At 65.6% G+C, this 21,882-nt stretch carries 16 protein-coding genes; 11 read left to right on the top strand and 5 right to left on the bottom strand.

Features of this window, described 5'->3' with window-relative positions:
- Nucleotide 1: 1 nt before the first annotated feature.
- Both ACEWQZ_RS05160 and ACEWQZ_RS05155 read right to left on the bottom strand, forming a co-directional pair.
- Complete coding sequence (locus ACEWQZ_RS05160) at nt 2-787, bottom strand: ABC transporter permease (RefSeq protein ID WP_476482001.1); 786 nt, start codon at nt 785-787, stop codon at nt 2-4.
- Complete coding sequence (locus tag ACEWQZ_RS05155; RefSeq protein ID WP_476482000.1) at nt 784-1,719, bottom strand: ABC transporter ATP-binding protein; 936 nt, start codon at nt 1,717-1,719, stop codon at nt 784-786. Before ACEWQZ_RS05155 ends, ACEWQZ_RS05160 begins: the two co-directional genes overlap by 4 nt.
- A 121-nt stretch (nt 1,720-1,840) precedes the next feature.
- Between ACEWQZ_RS05155 and ACEWQZ_RS05150 the strand changes: the two genes are divergently transcribed.
- From ACEWQZ_RS05150 to ACEWQZ_RS05135, 4 genes are all read left to right on the top strand, one after another.
- A complete protein-coding gene (locus ACEWQZ_RS05150) occupies nt 1,841-3,325 on the top strand; it encodes an alpha/beta fold hydrolase (RefSeq protein WP_476481999.1) in 1,485 nt (494 codons plus the stop codon).
- Complete coding sequence (locus ACEWQZ_RS05145) at nt 3,322-4,062, top strand: ABC transporter ATP-binding protein (RefSeq protein WP_476481998.1); 741 nt, start codon at nt 3,322-3,324, stop codon at nt 4,060-4,062. The genes ACEWQZ_RS05150 and ACEWQZ_RS05145 overlap by 4 nt, the downstream gene beginning before the upstream one ends.
- Nucleotides 4,059-5,228, top strand: a complete 1,170-nt coding sequence (locus ACEWQZ_RS05140) for an ABC transporter permease (protein WP_476481997.1) — start codon at nt 4,059-4,061, stop codon at nt 5,226-5,228. Before ACEWQZ_RS05145 ends, ACEWQZ_RS05140 begins: the two co-directional genes overlap by 4 nt.
- Nucleotides 5,229-5,816: 588 nt before the next feature.
- The gene (locus tag ACEWQZ_RS05135) at nt 5,817-6,926 is read left to right on the top strand and encodes a DUF2891 domain-containing protein (RefSeq protein ID WP_476481996.1); all 1,110 of its coding nucleotides are present in this window, start codon (nt 5,817-5,819) and stop codon (nt 6,924-6,926) included.
- Between the two features lie 41 nt (nt 6,927-6,967).
- Here ACEWQZ_RS05135 and ACEWQZ_RS05130 read toward each other — a convergent pair whose 3' ends face one another.
- Entirely contained in the window at nt 6,968-8,128 is a 1,161-nt protein-coding gene (locus ACEWQZ_RS05130; protein WP_476481995.1) for a phospholipase D-like domain-containing protein, read from the bottom strand.
- Nucleotides 8,129-8,373: 245 nt separating this feature from the next.
- Between ACEWQZ_RS05130 and ACEWQZ_RS05125 the strand changes: the two genes are divergently transcribed.
- The 5 genes from ACEWQZ_RS05125 to ACEWQZ_RS05105 all read left to right on the top strand — a co-directional run bounded on the left by ACEWQZ_RS05125 (nt 8,374) and on the right by ACEWQZ_RS05105 (nt 14,874).
- A complete protein-coding gene (locus ACEWQZ_RS05125; RefSeq protein ID WP_476481994.1) occupies nt 8,374-10,593 on the top strand; it encodes a TonB-dependent siderophore receptor in 2,220 nt (739 codons plus the stop codon).
- A gap of 18 nt (nt 10,594-10,611) precedes the next feature.
- Nucleotides 10,612-11,214: a hypothetical protein gene (locus ACEWQZ_RS05120; RefSeq protein ID WP_476481993.1), complete on the top strand. Its 603-nt coding sequence runs from the start codon at nt 10,612-10,614 to the stop codon at nt 11,212-11,214.
- Nucleotides 11,211-12,704, top strand: a complete 1,494-nt coding sequence (locus ACEWQZ_RS05115; protein ID WP_476481992.1) for a PepSY-associated TM helix domain-containing protein — start codon at nt 11,211-11,213, stop codon at nt 12,702-12,704. Before ACEWQZ_RS05120 ends, ACEWQZ_RS05115 begins: the two co-directional genes overlap by 4 nt.
- 27 nt (nt 12,705-12,731) lie before the next feature.
- Nucleotides 12,732-13,736, top strand: a complete 1,005-nt coding sequence (locus ACEWQZ_RS05110) for a hypothetical protein (protein ID WP_476481991.1) — start codon at nt 12,732-12,734, stop codon at nt 13,734-13,736.
- A 157-nt stretch (nt 13,737-13,893) separates the two neighbouring features.
- Nucleotides 13,894-14,874, top strand: a complete 981-nt coding sequence (locus ACEWQZ_RS05105; protein WP_476481990.1) for a paraquat-inducible protein A — start codon at nt 13,894-13,896, stop codon at nt 14,872-14,874.
- A gap of 6 nt (nt 14,875-14,880) precedes the next feature.
- On the opposite strand, the gene ACEWQZ_RS05100 is transcribed toward ACEWQZ_RS05105, so the two are convergent.
- Nucleotides 14,881-16,038, bottom strand: a complete 1,158-nt coding sequence (locus ACEWQZ_RS05100; protein ID WP_476481989.1) for a DUF819 family protein — start codon at nt 16,036-16,038, stop codon at nt 14,881-14,883.
- A 71-nt stretch (nt 16,039-16,109) separates the two neighbouring features.
- A complete protein-coding gene (locus ACEWQZ_RS05095; protein ID WP_476481988.1) occupies nt 16,110-18,251 on the bottom strand; it encodes an alpha/beta hydrolase in 2,142 nt (713 codons plus the stop codon).
- Between the two features lie 131 nt (nt 18,252-18,382).
- On the opposite strand from ACEWQZ_RS05095, the gene ACEWQZ_RS05090 reads away from it, so the two are divergent.
- Together ACEWQZ_RS05090 and ACEWQZ_RS05085 are read left to right on the top strand one after the other, a co-directional pair.
- Nucleotides 18,383-18,826, top strand: a complete 444-nt coding sequence (locus ACEWQZ_RS05090; protein ID WP_476481987.1) for a hypothetical protein — start codon at nt 18,383-18,385, stop codon at nt 18,824-18,826.
- Nucleotides 18,827-18,957: 131 nt separating this feature from the next.
- Nucleotides 18,958-21,708, top strand: coding sequence for a S9 family peptidase (locus ACEWQZ_RS05085; protein ID WP_476481986.1), 2,751 nt, complete (start codon nt 18,958-18,960; stop codon nt 21,706-21,708).
- The last annotated feature ends 174 nt before the right edge of the window (nt 21,709-21,882 follow it).

Genomic DNA, 21,882 nt, shown 5'->3' with positions numbered 1-21,882 from the left:
ATCACGTTCTCAGCCCGGTTCCGCGCTTGAGCAAAACCAGCGCCACGGTGGCCAGGATAGTGCCGAACAATACGATCATGAAATACGCCAGGCCCAGCGACACATCGGTGACGCCGAGCATGCCGTAGCGCAAGGCGTTGACCATGTAGAGGATGGGATTGACCATGGCGATCTGTTCCCACACGCCCGGCAGCAGGCCAACCGAGAAGAACACGCCGCCCAGGTAGGTCATCGGCTGCAGCACGAAGGTGGGGACGATGGCGATGTCGTCGAAGCTGCGCGCGAACACGGCATTGATGAAGCCGGCAAGGGCAAAAACTATCGACGTCATGACCAGAATGGAGACGGTGACCGCCAGGTTATACATGAAGATGCCGGAAAACAGCGACGCAATCCCCCACACCAGCAAACCGATGACCATTGCCCGGAACAGCGAGCCGGTCACGTAGCCGGCCAGAATGATCCACGGCGGCAGCGGGCTGATCAGCAGTTCTTCGACGTGGCGACCGAACTTGGCGCCGAAGAACGAACTGGTGACGTTGCCGTAGCTGTTGGTGATGACCGACAGCATGATCAGGCCTGGAATGATGAACTCCATGTAGTCGAAGCCGCCCATCTCGCCGACGCGGCTGCCGATGATGCGCCCGAAGATGACGAAATACAGCGTCATCGTGATTACCGGCGGAAACAGCGTCTGCGGCCAGATGCGCAGAACCCGGGTGACCTCCTTGATCAGAATGGTCTTGAACCCGATCCAGTAGCTGTGTGCGGAAACGTCGACGCTCATGCTGCCTCCTCTTCGATGCCCACCAGGCGCATGAACAGCTCCTCGAGGCGATTGGCCTTGTTGCGCATGGAAACCACCTCCACGCCGTGTTCTTCAAGCGCGCGAAACAGGGCGTTGAGGCTGCGCGACTTGGGAATGCTGGCCTCTAGGGTGCTGGCATCGCGCTGGATGATATCGATGCCCTCGGCCTGCGGCAGCGTTTCGATCGGCGTGCGCAGATCGAGCACGAAGGTCTCGACCTGAAGCTTGCCCAGCAGGGTCTTGACCGAGGTGTCCTCGACGATATCGCCGTGATCGATGATGGCGATGTTGCGGCACAGGTTCTCGGCTTCTTCCAGGTAGTGGGTGGTCAATATCACGGTGGTGCCGGCGGCGTTGATTTCGGAGATGAAGCGCCACATCGACCGGCGAATCTCGATATCGACGCCGGCGGTGGGTTCGTCGAGAATCAGCAGCTTCGGCTCGTGGACCATGGCGCGGGCGATCATCAGGCGCCGCTTCATGCCGCCGGAGAGCTGTCGCGAAGAGCCGAAGGCCTTGTCCCACAGGCTCAGCTTCTTCAGATAGTACTCCGCGCGCTCGCGGGCCTCTTGACGCGGCACGCCGTAATAGCCGCCCTGGTTGACGACGATGTCGATGGGACGCTCGAACTGATTGAAGTTGATTTCCTGCGGCACCAGGCCGATCTGCGCCATGGCGCGCGAGCGTTCCTTCTGCACGCTGATGCCGAAAACCTTCGCCTCGCCCGAGGTGGCGTTGACCAGCGAGCTGACAATGCCGATCAGCGTCGACTTGCCGGCGCCGTTGGGGCCCAGCAGGGCGAAGAAGTCGCCTTCCTCGACCGTCAGGTTGACGCCGCGCAGGGCGACGACATCATTGCGGTAGACTTTCCTGAGGTCGCGGACTTCCAGGGCATGCGTGGCTCTCGACATGGCTCTCGATATCGTTGTTGTAGGTCATGCATCTGCCTATTGGTTTCAATCGGCCGGCAAGGCAGAATAGCGGCTTGCTCCCGGTCGGGTGCCGGGCCACTTACATCTTGGGCTCATTCACTTGAGAATCAAATCCGGATTTCGATCCCTGCTCTGCCTCGCTGCCCTGGCGCTGGCGGCGGGGCCGGCATCGGCCGAAGGCCAAGCGGTCAAAGATCGCTGGGCCGGCCTGTCAAAGTGCGAGCTCTCGGCGGCCGGCGGGCGCCTGAGCGCCAGCGCGCTGTGCGGCAGCCTGACGGTGCCCGAAAACCCCGACCGGCCCGAAGGCCGCCAGATCGAGCTGGCCTATGCCGTCAAGCCGGCGCGCGCCAGCAGTGCCCGGCCCGATCCGGTGGTGTTTCTGGCCGGCGGCCCCGGGCAGTCGGCGCGCGATGCGCTGCCGATCATGCAGGCCGCGCTGCACGAGATCAACCGCCAGCGCGATCTGATCTTTCTGGACCAGCGCGGCACCGGCGGCTCCAACGCTCTGGAGTGCCGCTTCGATCAACAGGGCGAGCTGTGGCTCGAGCCCGACTGGGACGATCTCAACGAACAACTGCGCGACTGCGTCGACGGCTGGGATGCCGACGTACGCTACTACACGACGCTGCATGCCGCGGCTGATCTTGACGCCTTCCGGGCGGCCCACGGCATCGACTCGATGAACCTGATCGGCGGCTCCTACGGCACGCGCATGGCCCAGGTCTATCTGCGCGCCTACCCACAGCATGTGCGCAGCGTGCTGCTCGACGGCGTGGTGCCAACGCGGCTGGCGCTGGGCGCCGAGCACGCGGTGATGCTCGATCGCGCACTCGGCAAACTGTTCAGGGAGTGCCGCCGGGACACCGCCTGCAACCAGGCCTTCCCCGACCTCGATGCGGCATTTGCCCAGCTCAAGACGCGCTACCGGCACGACCATCCGCAGCTGGTGGTCACCCACCCGCGCACCGGCGAGGGCGTGGATCTGCGCTTTACCCGCGACGTGCTCGCCTCTGCGCTTCGCTTTCTGGCCTACAGTCCCGAAAGCCAGATGATGATTCCCTATCTGATCCACGAAGCCGCCAATACGGGCAGCCCGCAGCGGCTGGCCAGCCAGGCAATGATCGTCTCCGACCAGATGAACGACATGATCGCCATCGGCCTGAACTTTGCCGTGGGCTGCAGCGAGGACTGGCCGGCCTGGCCGGATCGGCTCGACCAGGCCGGCACCCTGCTGGGCAACGGCATGACCGAGATTTACCAGCACGTCTGCAGCTGGTGGCCACAGGGCGATGTGCCGGACGACTTTCACCAGCCCTTCGATGCCGATGCCCCCGTGCTGTTGTTCTCGGGCGAACTCGATCCCGTCACCCCGCCCGATTACGGCGACGAAGCGGCCGCACAATTTTCCCACAGCCGTCACCTGGTAGCACCTGGTCGCGGCCACATCGTGCTGACCAGTCCGTGCATGAGCTCGATTGCGACTGAATTCGTACGCACGGCCAGCGTCGACGAGCTTGACGTGGAATGCATGGAGCGGATCGGCCACGAACCCTTCTTTCTCGACCTGCTCGGACCGGCGCCATGATCGAAGCGATGAATCTCCGCAAGACCTTCAACAAGGGCAAGGTCGTGGCCGTCGATGACGTCAGCTTCACGGCGCGTGACGGCGAAATCACCGGCCTTCTGGGCCCCAACGGGGCCGGCAAGACGACGACGCTGCGCATGCTCTACACGCTGCTGCGACCGGACTCGGGCTCGATGCGCGTCGATGGCGTCGACCCTGAAGTGCAACCGCTGTCGATCAAGCGCGCACTTGGCGTCGTGCCCGACTCGCGCGGGCTCTACGACCGCCTGAGCGCACGCGAGAACATCCGCTACTACGGCCGGCTCCATGGCCTGGACAAGGCCGCCATCGCCCGGCGCATCGACGAGATGATCGAGATACTGGACATGGGCGAGTTCATCGACCGGCGCACCACCGGCTTCTCGCAGGGCCAGCGCGTCAAGGTGGCCATCGCGCGTGCGCTGATACACAAGCCACGCACCGTGCTGCTCGACGAGCCCTCCAACGGCCTGGACGTCATGACCACCCGCGCGCTGCGCGAATTCCTGCGCGAGCTGAGAAAGCAGGGCTGCTGCGTGGTGCTGTCGACCCACATCATGCAGGAGGTCGCCGCCCTGTGTGACCGCATCGTCATCATCGCCGACGGCCGGGTGGCCGCCGAGGGCACAGCCGACCAGCTGCTGGCCCGCTCCGGCGAGGCCAACCTGGAAGACGCCTTCGTCAAGCTCATCGGATCGGACGAGGGCCTGCTCGCATGAACGCCGTATTCTTCAAAGAGCTTCTCGACAACTTCCGCGACCGCCGGGTGATTCTCAACACCCTGGTGATCGGGCCGCTGATGGGGCCGGTGATCTTCGCGGTGATGATCTCCTTCATGGCCAGCCAGGCCGCCGAGCGCATGGAATCACGGCTGGAGCTGCCCGTGATCGGCGCCGACAACGCCCCCAACCTGATCGGCTTTCTGGAACGACGGGGCGTGCTGATCAAAGACGCGCCCGAGGATCCCGAAGGTGCCGTCCGACGCGAGGAGGAAGAGGTCGTGCTGCGCATCAGTCCGGAATTCGGCGAAGCCTGGAAGGCCGGCCGGCCGGCGCCGGTAGAAATCATCGCCGACCAGTCCAGGCGCTATACCGGCGCCTCGATCAGTCGGGTGCGCGCCTACCTCAACGGTTACAGCCAGCAGATCAGCCAGCTTCGGCTGCAGCTGCGCGGCGTACACCCGGAAATCACCCGGCCAATCAACGTCACGATCCAGGATCTGTCCACGCCCGAGTCACGCGGCGGCATGGTGCTGGCCTTCCTGCCGTATTTCATACTGATCACGGTGTTCATGGGCTCGATGCACATGGCCATCGACACCACCGCCGGCGAGCGCGAGCGCAAGTCGCTCGAGCCACTGTTGATCAATCCGCTGCCGCGCTGGCAGATCATGGCCGGCAAACTCGCCGCCACCACTTTCTTTGCCCTGGCCACCCTGGCGCTGGGTCTGATTGCCTTTGTCTACGCCATGGGCTTTCTGCCGGTCGCCGCCATGGATGTCGCCCTCAACCTCGACTTCCGGGTCGCCGGCCTGGCCTTTGTGCTGGTCGCACCCGCGGCTTTGCTCGCCGCGGCCATGCTCACCATCCTGGCATCATTTGCCAAGAGCTTTCGCGAGGCGCAGAGCTACATGGGCCTGGTCATCCTGGTGCCGATGATCCCCAGCTTCTGGATTCTGATCGATCCCACGCGAGCGGAAACCTGGATGACGCTGGTGCCGCTGCTCAGCCAGAACGTGCTGATTCTCGAGCTGGTCCGCGGCGAGCCGGTCAACTGGGCCTGGTTCGGCCTGAGCATCGGCACGACCGCCGCGCTGGCCGGCATTCTGGCCGCCGTTGCCGGCACGCTCTACAACCGGCCGAAGCTGATCTTCACCTCGGGCTGATGCACCGTGCCCCGCGACGCCGGATGGGCCCGGTTACCTGGTTGCTGTGCGGGTTTCGACACGTCAAAGTCCCACGCTCGGTTATCTCAGGAGATGGGAGGCTGCGGGGGCTGGCCCCTTCGGTGGGCGGGCTTCGCGACAGCCCGGCTGGTCGCGTGGTGCCCGGGATAGTTTCCGGAAGTGGCGATGGGAAAGGTCTCGGGCTTGCGCTCGTGATTGCCCCAACGCGCTTTGCGCACGCTACCGGCGAGGGAACGGTGCCCGTGTAGGTGCTTGGGATCGTATGATGTGTGCAGGCCGAAGGCCGTAACGCATCGGGCGAGGCTGGATCGGGGGCTGATGCGTTACGCTGCGCTTCACGCATCCTACTGTAGGAGCGGTCTCCAGACCGCGATCCGGCGCTGATCGAAACCAGAAACCCGAAAGCCTTCTCATCGCCTGCTAACCACCAATCGAAGCCGCGCCGCCCTCCTGTCGGCTTCGTCCCGTTGCCGCTAAAGCCACCAGATTCTCCGACGGAGCCCTCGCGAAGCCACCGTCATGCCCATGCGGTAAGCTAAAAAACATGCATCACCCTGAGGATTCTTCATGCACGGACTCACCCGCTTCTCCACGTTCCTGTTGGTCATCGTGATGATCGCAGCACCCGGTATCGGCACTGCGCAGACGCGTCTTGATGCCGATACGGCCGGCCGGTTTGCCACGCTGGCGCTGGACTGCGTCGACCAGGAGTACCCCAACCTGATTCACCACGAGATGGCCGGCGATGACGACCTCGGCCCGCCGCGTGAGCTCACGCCGGCCTTTTACGGCTGCTTCGACTGGCACTCATCCGTGCACGGCCACTGGCTGCTGGTGCGTTTGAGCCGGCTTTTCCCGAACGCGGAATCTGCCGACGCGGCGCGCGCAAAGCTGGCCGCCAACCTGACCGAGAACGGGCTGCTTGCCGAGGCCGCCTACATGGCGCATCCGGAACGCACCGGTTTCGAGCGGCCCTACGGACTTGCGTGGCTGCTGCAGCTTGTCGCCGAGCTCGATCAATGGGGCAGTGAGAAAGACGACAAGCAGGCCCGGCAGTGGCGCGATTGGCTGCGGCCGGTGGAAGCCATCGCCGTGCGGCGCCTTGGCGAGTGGATCCCGAAGCTGCACTATCCCATTCGCGTCGGCGAGCACGATCAGACAGCGTTTTCCTTCGGCCTGGTGCTGGACTACGCGCGGCAGGTCGATGACAGCAGGCTGGCGGGCATCATCGAGCGCGCGGCGATGGACTTCTACGCCGACGACCGCGACTGCCCGCTGGACTACGAGCCTTCCGGCCACGATTTCCTCTCGCCCTGCCTGGCCGAGGCGGACTTGATGCGGCGCGTGATGGCGGCGGACGAGTTCGCTGCCTGGCTCGACGACTTCCTGCCGCAGATCGGTGGGGACGACTGGCTGCCGACAGCCGTGGTAACCGATCGCGCCGACGGCAAGCTGGCGCATATCGACGGGCTCAATCTGTCGCGCGCCTGGATGCTTGAAGGCATCGCCACCAGCCTGCCGGACAACGACCCGCGCCGCGAAAGCTTGCGCGCCGCCGCCGCGCGCCACGCCAGCGCCGGCCTGGCCGGCGTTGGCGGCGAACATTACGCCGGCGGCCACTGGCTGGCCAGCTTTGCCGTCTATCTGCTCAGCGAGCGCGGCATCGGCAAGGACTGACCCGGCGGCAAGCCGGGACGCCTCCCGCGGGCAGCCAATGCTCAGACTTGCGGCTTGAACCAGCGCGCCGCCCATTCGAGGCCGCGCTGCCACAGGCCGCGCTGTCGCCAGGTCTCGGCGTCGATGCGCTGGCAGTGCTCGAGATCGTCGCGAAAATGCGTCATCAACGTATCGGCAAGCTTCTCATCGAGCACTACGGCGGCCACCTCTTCATCCTTGCGCAGCGAGCGCTGATTGAAATTGGCCGAGCCGATGCAGGCCACCTGGCCGTCGACGACGATGAACTTGGCGTGGTACATGCTGCGCTGGTAACGCCACAACCGGATGCCGGCGTCGAGCAGCGGCCGGTATTCATCCTCGCCGGCCAGCTGGGAGAGACGTTCGTCGGTGTATTCTCCGGGCATGATGACATCGACCTCGACCCCGCGCCCGACGGCCTGGCGCAGGTTGGCGATGGTCTCCTCGTCGGGCACGAAATAGGCGGTAGCGATCACCAGCCGTTGGTCAGCTGCGCTGATCAACAGCTCGATCAGCGTGGCGATATCCGACCAGCCGCTGGCAGCGGTGGCGCGGATGACCTGAATGGCCGTCGAGCCGGCGGCCTCGGGCTCGGGCATGCAGTGCATGGGCTCGACCAGACGCCGGCCCGCTTCCGTCCAGTTGCCGTAAAAAGCACCTTGCAGGCCCTGCACCGCCGGCCCGCGAATGCAGAAGTGACTGTCGCGCCACTCGTTTGCGTTGCGCGCATCGCCCTCCCATTCAGCGGCAATGCCCACTCCGCCGGTGAAGCCCATGCGGCCGTCAACGACCAGAATCTTGCGGTGAGTGCGGTTATCGATCTCCCAGACTTTCCAGCGCTTGAGCGGGCGAAACCACTGCAGCATCACGCCGGCGCTGCGCATCTGCTCGACCAGCGCATCGTCGATGGTGCGCCCGCCCACCGCGTCGAGCAGCACGCGCACGTTCACGCCGGCCGCAGCACGCTCGGCCAGAGCGCGGGCAAAGCGCTCGGCAACCTCGCCGCGCCAGTAGACGAAGGTCAGAAACTCGATACGCTCGCGGGCCTGCTCGATGGCCGCGAGCATGGCCGGAAAGATCTCGCGGCCGTTCCGTAGCGCGGTGACTGCGTTGTCGGTAAAAAAGGGTATTCCGAGGACACCCTCGAGAGTGCGGCGTACGGTCGTTGCGGTGCTCTCGGGCATGGCAGCCTCGGTGCGGGTCGGCCGGCGGCGTGATCCGGACAGGGACCGAAAGAGCCGAACGCGATCGGCCGCCTGTCAACGAGTTTCCACCCTCGCCGGGGCGCGGTCAACCGGCCCGGGCCGAAGGAGCATTTTACGGCAGCGTGCCGTGACCTGCTCCCCAGACGCGGATTGCATATAGTAATAATTCGCATTACCATCTGCGCGCCTCAGGCCATCAAACCACTCGCGCAGATAGACAAGAAATGAGACAGCCCCGATTCCGTCCGCTTCGCAGCACCATTCTGGCGGCTCTTGCCGTTGGCCTTCTGTCCACTCAGCCGCTTGCCGCTCGGGAGCCTCGCGATGCGGATGAAAACGCTGGGCCCGGTTCCGTCGGCAAGAACGACGACAGCCGCGACGACCACAGCAACGAGAAGAACGCCGAACTCGATCGCCTGACGGTCGTCGGCACGCTCTCGCGCTACTCGGCGCTCAAGTCCGATACGCCGATCATGGAAACCGCCCGTTCGGTCTCGATCGAAACCGAGCGCGACATCGAGAACAAGGGCGCGCTGGAGCTGGCCGATATCTACCAGTATTCCGCCGGCGTTTTCGGCGAAGTCTACGGCTTCGCCACCCGCGGCGACTGGGTTCGGGTGCGCGGCCTGGACGTGCCGGAATACCGCGACAGCCTGCAGGCGCTGTTCGGCAACTACAACAATGCCCGCACGCACCCGTATGCAATCGAGCAGGTCGAGATCCTCAAGGGGCCGGCCTCGGTGCTCTATGGCCAGGGTTCGCCCGGCGGCCTGGCCAACGTGGTCAGCAAACGCCCCCGCCTGAATCTGCAGCCCGAAGTGGTGTTGCAGTACGGCACTCACGACCACAAGCAGCTGGCCGCCGACTTCGGCGGCGGCCTCAACGAGTCCGGTTCGCTGATCTATCGCGTGATTGCCGTTGGCCGCGACGCCGACACCATGGTCGATCACGTGGCCAACGACACCACCCTGATCGCGCCTTCGATCACTTTTTCGCCCTCGCCGCTGACCAACATCACCCTTCTGGGCAGCGTGCAGCGCACGCGCGGCCAGGCCGGCGCGCAGTTCATGCCGGTTCAGGGCACCCTGGTGCCCGCGCCCAATGGTGAATTCATCGAAGACAGCACCTTTGCCGGCGAGCCGGGCTTCGATCGCTACGACACCGACAGTGACTCGATCACCTTGCTGGCCGATCACGTGTTCAACGCCACCTGGTCGGTTGAAGTGACCGGGCGCTGGACCCGGGGCAGCGCCGACTACCGCCAGGCCTGGCCGGCTTTCATTCCCGGACGCTACATCTACAACCCCGACGGCAGCCTGTACAAGGACGGTACGGTGCCTAGAACCTGGTATGCCAGCGACGCCACTTCCGAGCAGATGGCGCTGGATTCGCGGGTGCGCGCCGAATTCTTCACCGGGCGGTTCGAGCACGAGCTGATGATCGGCGCTCAGTACCAGGACGTCACCACAGACAACGATGCCGGCTCGGCCTTTGCCCTGGGCCTGGACCCGGCCACCGGACTGCCGGACGACAACTTCGGCGACCGCTACTGGATCAATCTGTTCGACCCCGTCTACGGCGACGTGCCGCCGGAAGCGCTGTTCGAGCGGCTGATGTCCGACGGCCCGCGGGCCAGTACGACCGACCGCGGACTCTATCTCAACGATCAGATCAGCATCGGCGAGTGGCGGATCACCGCCGGACTGCGCTACGACGATGTCGCCACCGACACCGGCACCCAGTCGCAGGACGACGATGCGCTCAGCTACAGCGTCGGCGCGCTGTATCGCTTCGACAACGGCCTGGCGCCCTACGCCAGCTATGCCGAATCGTTCGAGCCGGTCGTCGGCGTCGACGCAATCACCGGCCAACCCTTCGACCCGCAGGAGGGGCGCCAGTACGAGGTCGGCATCAAGTACCAGCCGCGCGGCATTCCGGGGCAGATCACGGTTTCGGCCTTCGACATCGAGCAGTCCAACCTGCCCAATCCCGGCAGCCTGCCGGGCGAGTTTTCTCAGCAGGAGGGCGTGGCCGTGATTCGGGGCGTGGAGATCGAATCGGTGCTGCGCATGAAGCCGTTCACGCTCGAGGTCAACGCCAGCCGACTGAGCACCGAAAACGCGGCCGGTTATCGCTTTCAGGGCATGCCCCGCGATCAGGCCTCGGCCTGGTTGGGCTGGCAGCCCGACGGCGCGCTGTCGGGTTTCATCGCCGGCGCCGGCGCCCGCTACGTCGGCCAGACCTGGGACGGCTTCGACGACATTCGTGCGCCCGGATACACGCTCTACGATCTGATGATCGGCTACGAGACCGGCGACTGGCGCTTTCGCGTCAATGCGCGCAATCTCACCGACAAGCCCTATCTCGCCTCCTGCCTGGCCCGCGGTGACTGTTTCTTCGGCGAGCGCCGCACGGTGGTCGGCACCGTGGCTTATCGCTTCTGATCGAGCCGGGAAATGACGATGACGCTCTCCCTTGCCGCCATGCTGACCGCAGCCGGCGTGCTGGCGCTCAGGCTGGCCTGGCACTGGCGCCGCCGCCCCGGGCCCGGCCGGCAGCTGGCCCTGCGCTGGATCGGCTGGCTGCTGCTGGCCATCGCGCTGTTGCCGTGGGTGCACGCCGGTGGGCAAGACCGGGGCATCGCCCTGGCCGTCGGTTTGTTCATGCTGGTCGGTCTGGCGCTCGCGCTCATCGAGGGCTGGCGAGCCTGGCAAGCGCCAACGCGGCAAAAGCGCCGGCGCGAACCGCGCAATGATCCGCCCGCAACGAGCTCTCGCGGCGCAGGCTTGTGGCTGCGCCGGGCGTGGATTTTCTGCCTGGCCGGTCCCGTCGCGCTGGCCTCGACGCTGACCATCGGTCTGGCGCTGTGGCTCGGCCTGGCGCGGGCCGGAGTCGATGCCGCCAACGTGCTCGCCGTGGCCATGCTTTCGGTGCCGGTAATCTGGGCCGTGTTCACGATCCTGGGCACCATGGGCAGTGGACTGGGCAGGCGCGCGCTGCTGGTGATCCTGCCGGGGCTGGTCGGGCTCGGCGCAACGCTGGCGCTGGCCGGAGGTGCGACGTGAACCTGAAGTGGTCCCGGCTGCCGTCCGGGCTGGTCTCGAGCATGCTCTCGGGCCACCTCACGCTGGGGCTGGCTGCCAGCATGCTGCTCTACATCCTGTGCCTTACGGGCACGGCGATGGTTTTCCACGAGGAGTTCGAGCGCTGGGAGCAGCCGGCGGTGCCGGAAATGGACAGCGTCACCCCGGCCGCCGCCGCGCAGGCCGCCCGGACGGCGCTCTCCCGGCTCGAACAGGCGCCCCACCATTTCTGCCTGGGCCTGCCGACGCCGACCCTGCCCCGGCTGTGGGTGGCAACCGACGAACGCGCCTGGTTTGCAGACTCCGGCGGCAACATCGTTGCGCAAGCCGACCACGAGTGGTCGCACTTTCTGGAAAGCATCCACTACTACCTGACCCTTCCCGCGCTGCCGGGCCTGACGCTGGTCGGAATTCTGGGCGTGCTCATGGCCGGGCTGTGCCTGTCGGGCCTGCTGGCCCACCCCAGGCTGTTTCGCGACGCCTTCCGCCTGCGCCTGAAATCCGGAGCGCGCCTGGCCCAGGCCGATCTGCACAACCGGCTCAGCGTCTGGGCGTTTCCGTTCCACCTGGTGATCGCGCTGACCGGCGCCGCGCTGGGCCTGGCGCTGGTAGTCGCCGCGGCTTTTGCGCCGGTGGTCAACCACGGCGACACCGCGACCTTTTTCGATCCCGTTTTCGGCTCGGAGATCGAGGGTCGGGCCACGCCGGCGCCGCTGGCCGATATCGAATCGGCCCTGATCAACTTCTCGCGCGAACAGCCCGGAGCCCGCGCCTGGGTGGTCAGCTTTCATGATCCCGCCACCGCCGGGCAGAGCGCCGAAATTCTGGCCTACCATCCGCGCCGCCTGATCTTCGGCGACTATATCGGCTTCAATGCCGACGGCACGCTGGGCCGTTGGACCGGGCTGTCCAACGGCGAAGTCGGCCAGCAGGTGGTAGCCGCGCTCTACCCGCTGCATTTCGGTTCCTTCGGTGGCCTGCCGGTCAAGATCCTCTACGGCCTGCTGGGCCTGGCCGCCTGCGTGGTGATCGCCAGCGGGCTCAACATCTGGCTGGCCAAGCGCCGCCAAGCCGGCCGCGCCGTGCCCGCTTTGGAGCGGGCCTGGGTCGCGACCGTCTGGGGCGCGCCCGTGGCGCTGGCGGCGGTCGCTTTCGCCGATCTGGCCGTCACCGCCCGAATGGCCTGGCTGGTGGCACTTTTCTGGCTGATTCAGCTTGGCCTGATCGCGCTTGCGGCGGTCGTTCCCGGCCTGCTGGTTCGCAGCCGGCTACAGCTGGCAAGCGCCGCGCTCATCGTGCTGATCGTCGCCTGGCATGCCGCGTTGTGCGTCGGCGACCCGGTAAACGCGGCCGCCTGGGGTGTCAGCCTGGTGCTTCTTGTACTGGCCTTGTTCCTTGGAATCACGGGCCTGGCGGGCGCGCGAGCGACCGGCCGGAGTCGGCTGTCAGATTCTTACGCCCGATTGCGTTAGGGCAGGGAGAATTTCAAGGATCCCAGCATGCAACAGACTCTGCGCAAACCCGGCTTCGGCGAACGGCTCAAGCAGCTCGCCTATCTGCTCAAGCACACCTTTACCATCGTCGGCCGCGATCCGGGCATCATCCGGCCCTGGGTGCGCATGACGATCTACGGGCTGGTGCTGACCTGTCTGTTCTTCTCCGCCGTCACGGCATTCATCGTGGGCGCCGGCGGTACGGGCGCGCTACTGCTGCTGATTGCCATCATCGGCTTCGTCTATCGCTACTTCTTCGACACCCGACAGGAGCTGCGACAGGCCTGGTTGGTCAGCGGTGCGCTCAAGGGCAAGAAACGCAACGCCGTGCAGGCCGGTGCACGGGTGAAAGAGCTCGCCTGGACGGCCCGCAAGATCGCGCTGATCGACCTGCTGGTGGCCTGGTTGATGGCGCTGGCGAGATCGTCCGGCAAGGCCGGGGCGCTGGTGCGGCTGTTCATGAAGGGGCTCGAGGAAGTCTGGGATCTGCTCAACAACTACCTGCTGCCCTCAGCGGCGGTCGATGGCTACGGCATTCGCGAGTCGGTCTCGCGCATGGGCACGCTCAAGGACAACGTGCCCGAGACCCTGGCCGGCGTGTTCGGTATCGACATCGCCGCGCGCGCGGTCGGCAGCATCATGGCGCCGATCTATCTCGTCTTGTTCGTCGGCGCGCTGGCGCTCGGCCTGTGGGTGGGCGATACCTTCCCTGCGTTCTATGCCGGCGACCTGCGCGAACTGTTCGCCAGCGTGGAAGCCGGCTTCCTGCCCGACGAGCTGCACTTCTCCTGGCTGCCGGTGCTGGTGGCCATCTGGCTGGGCAAGCTCGGCGGCGTGGTGCTCGACCGGCTGACCAACTCGGTCAAGGTGATCTATTTCTCGATCTTCTACATGCGCATCACGCACGCCGAGGACATCATCCCCGAAATTCGTGACGAACTCGATGCCTACCTGCGCATGGAAGCCGACGATCCCGATCCGGTGGCCGATCCCGCAACCGATCGCTATTAACCCGGCATCAAAGCAGGTTGCACTCAGGGCTCCAGGAATGGCCCGAATCAAGGCGTCGCTCGCTGGGAAGGGTCATTCCCTTTCCAAGAGCGACAACGCCGAGTCGGGCCATTCTTGGAGCCCCTGACATATTGATATTGAACGACAGGCCGCGCCCGTGTCGAAAACATCGCCAAGCCCGCTTTTCCGCGAACACCCGCGCCGGATTGACGTGCCGCTGCTGATCGCCGCGGCGGCGATCACCCTGATCGTCGGTCTGTTCATGCCCATCGTGCGCATCGAATCGGCGCTGGCGGCGGATTCCTCGTACTCGATCCTCGGCGGCATCGCCGGCTATTTCGGCGACGGCAAGATTTTCATCGGATCGATCATCCTGCTGTTTTCCTGCATCTTTCCCGGCACCAAGCTGGTGGCGCTGGGCTGGCTGTGGTTTGCGCCGACGGTGCGCGAGAACCGGCGCCGCAGCCTGCGCATCATCGAGCCGCTGGGCAAGTGGTCGATGCTCGACGTGCTGGTGGTGATCCTGTTTGCCGGGGCAGTCAAGCTGGGCCTGATCGCCGACGCCTCGGTGCTTGCCGGCGCCTACGTGTTCAGCGCCGCCATCCTGCTGTCGATGATCGTGGTGATGCTCATTGCCGCCCTCGTCGGCCCGGAGCATCGCTACCTGTCGTCACCGCGCAAGCGCTCGTTCCTGCTGCCACCGCTGGCCGTTGCCGGCCTGGGGCTGCTCGCGCTCGGTCTGCTGCTGCCGATGATGCGGGTCGAAAAGTGGCTGCTGTGGAAAGAAGACTACTCGGTGCTTGCCGGCGCGTTCAAGCTGGTCACCGACGGCGAGTGGCTGCTGGCCGCGGGCTTTTTCCTGTTCGTGATCACGCTGCCGCTGCTGGTCGCCCTGGCCCTGGTCGTGCTCTCGTTCGCGCAGCTGTTCGGCAGCGGCAGCAAGCGCGCGATCGCCACTCTGATCGAGTTTCAGCGCTGGGCCATGGTCGACGTCTTCGCGCTGGCGCTGTGCATCGGGCTGATCCGCCTGGCCGACATGGCCACCCTCGAGCCGCGGATCGGACTCTACTGCTTTGCCGGTGCTGTTTTGCTGAGCCCGATCGTATCCTTCCGGCTGCGCGCCCTGCACAAGCGCTAACCACTCTCAACCCCCGACCCAGTGGGCGAGTTGGGCGGTCACGATGGCCAGATAGTTGCCCAGGGCGTAGCCGATCAGGGCCATGAGAATGGCGACCGGCACGAGCGCCTTGCGATGATAGGCGGCGACCACCGGGGCCGAGGCCGCGCCGCCGACGTTGGCCGCCGAGGCGATGGCGGCCGAATGCACGTCGACCCGGAACAGCCAGGCACCGAACAGGCAGAAGGCACCGTGGATGAAGATCCAGATATAGGCGCCGAGTAAGAACAGCGGCGCCTGATCGAAACCGGCCAATGAGGCGCGCGCACCCATACCGGCGACAAAAACGTAGATGATTGCCATCGCCAGGGGATGCGATCCCGGCAGGTGCCGCACGGGCGTGGCCGAAAGCGCCAGGGCAAAGGTGGTCACCAGCAGTACCGTCCAGGTCGAGGTGGTGAGTACCTCGCCGACCTCGGGCAGCAGCGGCGCGAGGAACCTGGCGGCGCCGGCCACCAGCAGGGCCCAGAACAGCAGGTAGAGATAGTCCTGCATGCGCGGCACGACCTCCTCGCGGGCCTCGCGGGCGGCCGCGGTTTCCATCTGTTCGAGGCGCTCTTCGGGCACTTTCGCCCAGCGGTTGAAGCGATCGGCAAAGGCTTTGGAGCCGAGCAGGATGGGCAGCCAGACGACGTAGACCAGGTTGTCGGCCAGCACCGCCAGGCCGAGCATCTCCGGCGGCGTCTCCAGCGCGCCAGCGACGCCGGCCATGTTGCCGGTACCGCCGATCCAGCTGCCGGCAAGCGCACCGTAGCCGCGCCAGGCCTCCGCATCGAGCCCGGCATGGACGATGGCGTAGGAGACCACGCCGCCGACCACGATGCCGAGCGTGCCCAGCAGCATCACCAGCACGCCCTTGCCCATGATGCGCACCGCCGAGGGCACGTTGACGTTGAACAGCATCAGCGCGATGAATACCGGCAGGGCGTAGTCGCCCAGGCCCCCGTAGATCGGCGAGTCGGAGGGGATCACGCCGGCGTTGTTGAGCAGCACCGGCGTGGCGTAGATGAACAGAAGCGGCGGGAAGTAGTTGAAACCCTTCCAGCCGGTGCGCTGCTCGAGATAGAAGAACAGCGCGGCCACCCCGGCCAGCACGGTGAGCACCGCCATCGGTGATTCGATCATCGCTCCCTCTCCCGAAGAATGAGTCGGGCCAGTCTAACCGCCAGGCGCAAGCGCTCCCGGAACCCCGGCAGCTAGAACGGCCACAGATCCCAAACCAGACCGAAGATCGACAGGCTGATCGTGGCCAGCGCCGTCAGTATCAGGCCGATGCGGCTAGCCGGTGCGATTCGGCTGCGGTAACGCCAGGTCTGAATCAGGCCGAGCAGCCCCAGAAGCAGGCTGAGCGGGCCGAACCAGGCGATCAGGCTGGCCCACGACACCAGGCCGAACAGCATCAACGCCTCGTTGACTTCCACGGTGGCCTGCACAGCCGCGCCCAGACCGCCGGCGTAAACGGCAGTCGCAAGCGTGGCCAGCCAGACCATCAGGCGGGCCCCTCCGGCCGCTTCCAGACGCCGGCCATCCAGGCGGCGTGCCAGCCAGCCCAGCAGGATCACGAGCAGTCCGAGCGCAGACAGCGCTGTTGACACCCCGCCCCAGGCCATATGCGCCTTGAAGCGCTTTTCGTGTTCCTCGTTGAGCACCACGCCCTCGATAAGGGCGCGGGTGGCGTAGTGGGGCGCAACGTATGTGGCCGCCTCTTCACCCGCTTCCACGCACTCGGTGTCGAGTTCGGCAGACGGGTCATCGTAAAAGCTGTTGAGGAAATCGCCGGCGCAGTCCAGCGAGCGCGTCGGGCCATGGCCGGCATGCGGGAACACCGCCAGCCGGCCGTTGCTGAAGCCGGGCATGATCGCCTCGGCCAGGGGCACCGGCGTGATCGGATCCCAGGCGCCGTTGGCCACCACCACCGGCAGGTCGGTTTCTACCAGCTCGAACTGTGCCGGGTCGCGCGGGGCCAGCCCGGCGTCGCGGCAGCGCTCGGGCATTTCCTCGATCACTTCCAGGGCGCCGAATGCGCGCGCAATGGTCGGATAATCGCGAAAGTCGGCGGGCGCCGCTTCGGCCTGACGGTCGACGTAACCGTCCATGCAGCGCACCGCCGTGGACATGCCCATGCTGACCCCGGAGCCGCTGTCGAACTCGCCCAGGGCAAGCGCCCGGAAAAAGGTTTCGTCCTCGTCCTCGACCGCGCTTGTCAGCCCGGCGATGATGGCCGGAATGGCCGGGTGGTTGGACTGCTCGTAGAGCAGGCTGAAGGGCAGGCCGGCAATGACATCGCCAAAGAACCACGCCTCGCCGTTGGGATAGCGCTCGCCCGCGGGCACCTCGACGCGCACCGGGTTTTCGTTCATGTTGGCAATCGCAGCGCGATAGCGACGCTCCAGGCCCTCGAAGGCGGCGGCGCAGCCCGGCTGCTCCTTGCAGGCGGCAAACAGGCGATCCAGGTTCTGCTCGTGCCAGTGCGGAATACGCATCAGATCACGCAGATCCAGCGGCACGATGGCGTCAATGACGGCGGCGCGGATGCCCTCGGGATCGACCTTCATGTAGGCCTGCCCGAGCACCGAACCATAGGAAATGCCCCACACGTTCCAGTCCGTGAGACCCAGGGCCAGGCGCAGCGCCTTGACGTCGCGTGCGTTTTCGAACGTGTGATAGCCGGTCACGTCGACCCCGCTGGCGCGGGCGCTGTCCATGCAGGCGCGAACCTGTTCGAACATGGCGCGCTGACTGTCTACGAAGTTGTCGGCCTGAAGCTCGGCACGATTGCGATCGGCGAAGAACGGGCAGAAATCGCCCGAGTAGCCGACGCCGCGCTGCTCGAGAATGTAGAGGTCGCGGCCGTTGACCACGCTGTGGTCCTTGAGCCGCTGGACATAGCCCTCGACCACGACGCCGGGGCCGCCGGTCAGGTAGATCACGGGATCATCGCGCACCTCGACCTTGTTGCCGTCTGCGTCCTTGCCACGCGCCGGAATGTGCACAAAGTGCAGCTCGATGGTGCGGCTGCCTTCGACCTCGCGGTTTTCCGGCACCTGGATCAGGCCACATTCAACCTCGCCGGGCTCGTAGTCGATACGGTCGCGAAAGGGACAAACCACGCTGTCGTGACCCGGCTGTCGCAGCCACTCGAATTCATCCGCCAGCTCCGGCGCCGCAGAAGTCTGATTCGCATCGGGCTCGAGCTCATCGGTTGCCGGTTCTCCGGGCTGCAGCTCTGCCGTCTCGCTGATCACCACCGGATCGACATCAACGGGTGGGGATTCGTCCTCACGGGCGACGGCGGGCAGCACGACCAGGCAGGCCAGCAGCAGGCTCAGATAGCGCATGGATGTTCCCTTTCTCGAGCGTTTGGCAAGATGGTAGCGTAGCCGCAACTGGCCAGCCAGTGCCAATAGTCAGGGGCTACAATGGCCTTGATGTGAATGATTGTTATTTACCGCTGATTCCGGAGCCACCCATGAAAGCACCGCTGTCCCTTTTTCTGATGCTCGCACTGAGCATCGCCGCCGGCCGCGCCCTGGCCGATGACGAGCCCGAACTGATCGACACCATGGGGCAGCTGCAGCTGTTCCTGCACAAGCTGAGCCTGTCGGTGGACGCCGGCAACATCGAGCTGGCCGACTTCTACGCCCACGAACTCGAGGAGGCCATCGAGGCCGCCGAGTCGATCGAGGCCTACCACGACATTCCCGTCGGCCGGCTGACCGGCTCGATTCTGACGCCGACCTTCGAACAGCTCGAACAGGCGCTCGACGGCGGCGACATGGAAACGATCGAGCCGCGGCTGCGGGGCGTGGTCTCCGCGTGCAACGGCTGCCACGAGGCCACCGGTTACGGCTTCATCTCGATTGCGCCCACCGCTGCCAACCCCTACATGCAGCGCTTCGAGCCCCGACACTGAGCAGGTCGTGCGCGTGACCAACGGGCTATTGGCGCGCAAACCGCGACCGGTATAAAGTACTTGGCGGTTAATATTGAACTGCTCGCGCCGGCCTTCCCGGAGCGGCGGTATTCCCCAAGGAGCAATTGCCGATGAGTTTCCGACTGCTGAAATCCGCGCTGGCCAGCCTGGCCGCGCTCGTGGCGCTGTCTGCCGGCGCCGCCGAACAAACCGAGCCGCTGGACTATCTCGACGAGCTGCCGCCGCTGCTCGATCGCCAGCTATTCTTCGGCGACCCTGAAATTTCCGGCGCCCAGGTTTCGCCCGACGGCGGTTTCATGACCTTCATGCGGCCCTACCAGGGCGTGCGCAATATCTGGATCAAGGGCGTCGACGAGCCGTTCGACCAGGCGCGGCCCCTGACCGATGACGAACGTCCCGTGCCCGGGTACTTCTGGAGCCACGACAGCGAATACGTGCTCTATGTTCAGGACAAGGGCGGCAACGAGAACTATCACGTCTGGGCCGTGGATGCCGACGCCGAACCCGCCGGCGACAACGGTGTGCCGGCTGCACGCAACCTGACCGATATCGACGGTGTGCGCGCCCAGATCTACAGCGTGCCCGAATCCACGCCCGGCGAGATCATCGTCGGCCTCAACGATCGCGACCCGGCCCTGCACGACGTCTATCGCGTCGATATCGAATCGGGCGAGCGCGAACTGTTGATCGAAAACCACCAGAACATCGTCGGCTGGGTGGTCGACCTGGAAGGCCAGGTCCGCCTGGCGGTGCGTCAGACAGAAGACGGCGGCACCGAAACCCTGCGCGTTGCCGGCGGCAAGGTCGGTGAAACGCTCTACACCTGTTCCTGGCGCGAAACCTGCGGCCCGACCCGCTTCCACGCGGACAACGAGCGCGTCTGGTTCCAGTCCAACAAGGGCGAAGACAACGACCTGGTCGGCCTCTATCTGATGGATGTCGCCAGCGGCGAGCTCGAGTTCGTCGAGCGCGACCCCGAAGGCGAAGTCGACTTCAGCGGCGCCATCTACGCCAACGCCAACGATGAGATCCTGGCCACCGTCTACGTCGGCGACAAGCCGCGCATTTATCCCAAAGACGAGAAATTCGAGAACGCCCTGGCCTTCTTGCGCGAGCAGCTGCCCGACGGCGAGATCAGCTTCCGGCCGCAGACCGCCGACGACCGTCTGGTGCTGGTCGGCCTGTCGCGCGACGTCGATCCCGGCACCACCTATCTGTTCAACTGGGAAGACATGGAAGTCAGCGAGCTCTACCGCTCGCGCCCGGAGCTGCCGGTCGAACACATGGCCGCAATGCAGCCGATCCGCTACCAAGCGCGCGACGGGCTGGAAATTCCTGCCTATCTGACCACACCCAAGGGCGTCGAGAACCAGGACCTGGCCCTGGTGGCGCTGATTCACGGCGGCCCCTGGGCGCGCGATACCTGGGGTTACAACGCCCTGGCCCAGTTTCTGGCCAACCGCGGCTACGCCGTGCTGCAGCCCAACTTCCGCGGCTCCACCGGCTACGGCAAGGCGTTTCTCAACGCCGGCAACAACGAATGGGGCGACGCCATGCAGGACGACATCACCGACGGCGTCAAGCATCTGATCGAAAAGGGCGTGGTCGATGCCGGGCAAGTCTGCATCATGGGCGGCTCCTACGGCGGTTACGCCACGCTTGCCGGCATGACTTTCACGCCCGATCTCTACGCCTGCGGCGTCGATATCGTCGGGCCGTCCAACCTGATCACCCTGCTCAACTCGATTCCGCCCTACTGGGGTCCGATACGCAAGCTGTTCACGCTGCGCATGGGCGATCCGGGCACCGAAGAGGGCCGCGCCGAACTCGAGCGCAAGTCGCCGCTCAATCACGTTGCCAACATTGCCGCACCGCTGCTGGTCATCCAGGGCGCCAACGACCCGCGCGTCAAGCAGGCTGAATCCGACCAGATCGTGGTTGCTATGCGCGAAGCCGGCCTGCCGGTGGAGTACATCGTCGCCCCCGACGAGGGCCACGGCTTCCGCGGCCGCAGCAATCGCCTGGCGATGTTTGCCCGCACCGAGGAATTCCTGGCGGCGCACCTCGGCGGTCGCTACCAGGAAGGCATGGAAGACGAGATCGCCACACGGCTCGGTGAGATCACCGTCGACGTCGACTCAGTCACAGTCGAGAACGTCGCCGACGAACTCGACGCGGCCAGAACCCGGCCGCTGCCCAACAGCGACCCGGCGAAAATCGCCAAAGGCCGCTTCGGCTACACCACCACCCTGAGCATGCAGGGCAACGAGATGGAGATGCAGGCCGTGCGCACGATCAGCATGGAGCAGAATGAAGACGGCCAGACTCTGGTGATTACCACCGACACCTCATCGACCATGGGCGCCGCCGGCGACCGCATCGTGCTCGACGGCGAAACCCTCCGGCCCATCAGCCGCAAGCTCGCTCAGGGCCCGGCAGCCATCGAGGTGGAATACGGGGCGCGCGCGGTCACCGGGACCATCAAGGCGCAGCAGGAAATCCCGATCGACATCGAGCTCGATGCACCGGTCTACGGCGGCGATGCCGCCCTCGAGGCCGTGATTCTTGGCCTGCCGCTGGAAGCCGACTACAGTACGCCGATCCGGATTGCCGAAGTCGGCCTGCAGCAGCGAGTGCGCTACTTCACGCTCAGCGTGGCCGGACGCGAGAGCGTGGAAGTGCCGGCCGGAGAATTCGATGCCTGGAAGGTAAGCCTCGAAGCGCTCGACGGCGAAGGCGGTGACATGACGCTGTGGGCCACCACCGACACACCGCGCACCATGCTCAAGGTCGAAGGCAAACTGCCCGCGCAGATGGGCGGCGGTGAATACACCACGGTGCTGACCGGCACGAGCGAGTAGTCGCTCGGCGGCGGGCCTGGCCTACATCGCCAGGGGAAGAAGGCGAAGCCTGACCCGGCTGTTACGCGGCCGGGCAGGCCCGCCTTTTCGATTCCACTCACCCGTTACCGAAACGCTGCGCCCGGACCTGTCCAGACATCCGGGACACTCGGTGACCGCTGAGCCCCTGACCGG

The organism is Wenzhouxiangella sp. YN1, from assembly GCF_056324145.1.
This window is presented reverse-complemented; position numbering and strand designations above follow the sequence as displayed.

Coding starts and splice junctions, on each gene's coding strand:
- ACEWQZ_RS05160 (WP_476482001.1), bottom strand. CDS start 787: ATGAGCGTCGACGTTTCCGCACACAGCTACTGGATCGGGTTCAAGACC.
- ACEWQZ_RS05155 (WP_476482000.1), bottom strand. CDS start 1,719: ATGTCGAGAGCCACGCATGCCCTGGAAGTCCGCGACCTCAGGAAAGTC.
- ACEWQZ_RS05145 (WP_476481998.1), top strand. CDS start 3,322: ATGATCGAAGCGATGAATCTCCGCAAGACCTTCAACAAGGGCAAGGTC.
- ACEWQZ_RS05140 (WP_476481997.1), top strand. CDS start 4,059: ATGAACGCCGTATTCTTCAAAGAGCTTCTCGACAACTTCCGCGACCGC.
- ACEWQZ_RS05135 (WP_476481996.1), top strand. CDS start 5,817: ATGCACGGACTCACCCGCTTCTCCACGTTCCTGTTGGTCATCGTGATG.
- ACEWQZ_RS05130 (WP_476481995.1), bottom strand. CDS start 8,128: ATGCCCGAGAGCACCGCAACGACCGTACGCCGCACTCTCGAGGGTGTC.
- ACEWQZ_RS05125 (WP_476481994.1), top strand. CDS start 8,374: ATGAGACAGCCCCGATTCCGTCCGCTTCGCAGCACCATTCTGGCGGCT.
- ACEWQZ_RS05120 (WP_476481993.1), top strand. CDS start 10,612: ATGACGCTCTCCCTTGCCGCCATGCTGACCGCAGCCGGCGTGCTGGCG.
- ACEWQZ_RS05110 (WP_476481991.1), top strand. CDS start 12,732: ATGCAACAGACTCTGCGCAAACCCGGCTTCGGCGAACGGCTCAAGCAG.
- ACEWQZ_RS05100 (WP_476481989.1), bottom strand. CDS start 16,038: ATGATCGAATCACCGATGGCGGTGCTCACCGTGCTGGCCGGGGTGGCC.
- ACEWQZ_RS05095 (WP_476481988.1), bottom strand. CDS start 18,251: ATGCGCTATCTGAGCCTGCTGCTGGCCTGCCTGGTCGTGCTGCCCGCC.
- ACEWQZ_RS05090 (WP_476481987.1), top strand. CDS start 18,383: ATGAAAGCACCGCTGTCCCTTTTTCTGATGCTCGCACTGAGCATCGCC.
- ACEWQZ_RS05085 (WP_476481986.1), top strand. CDS start 18,958: ATGAGTTTCCGACTGCTGAAATCCGCGCTGGCCAGCCTGGCCGCGCTC.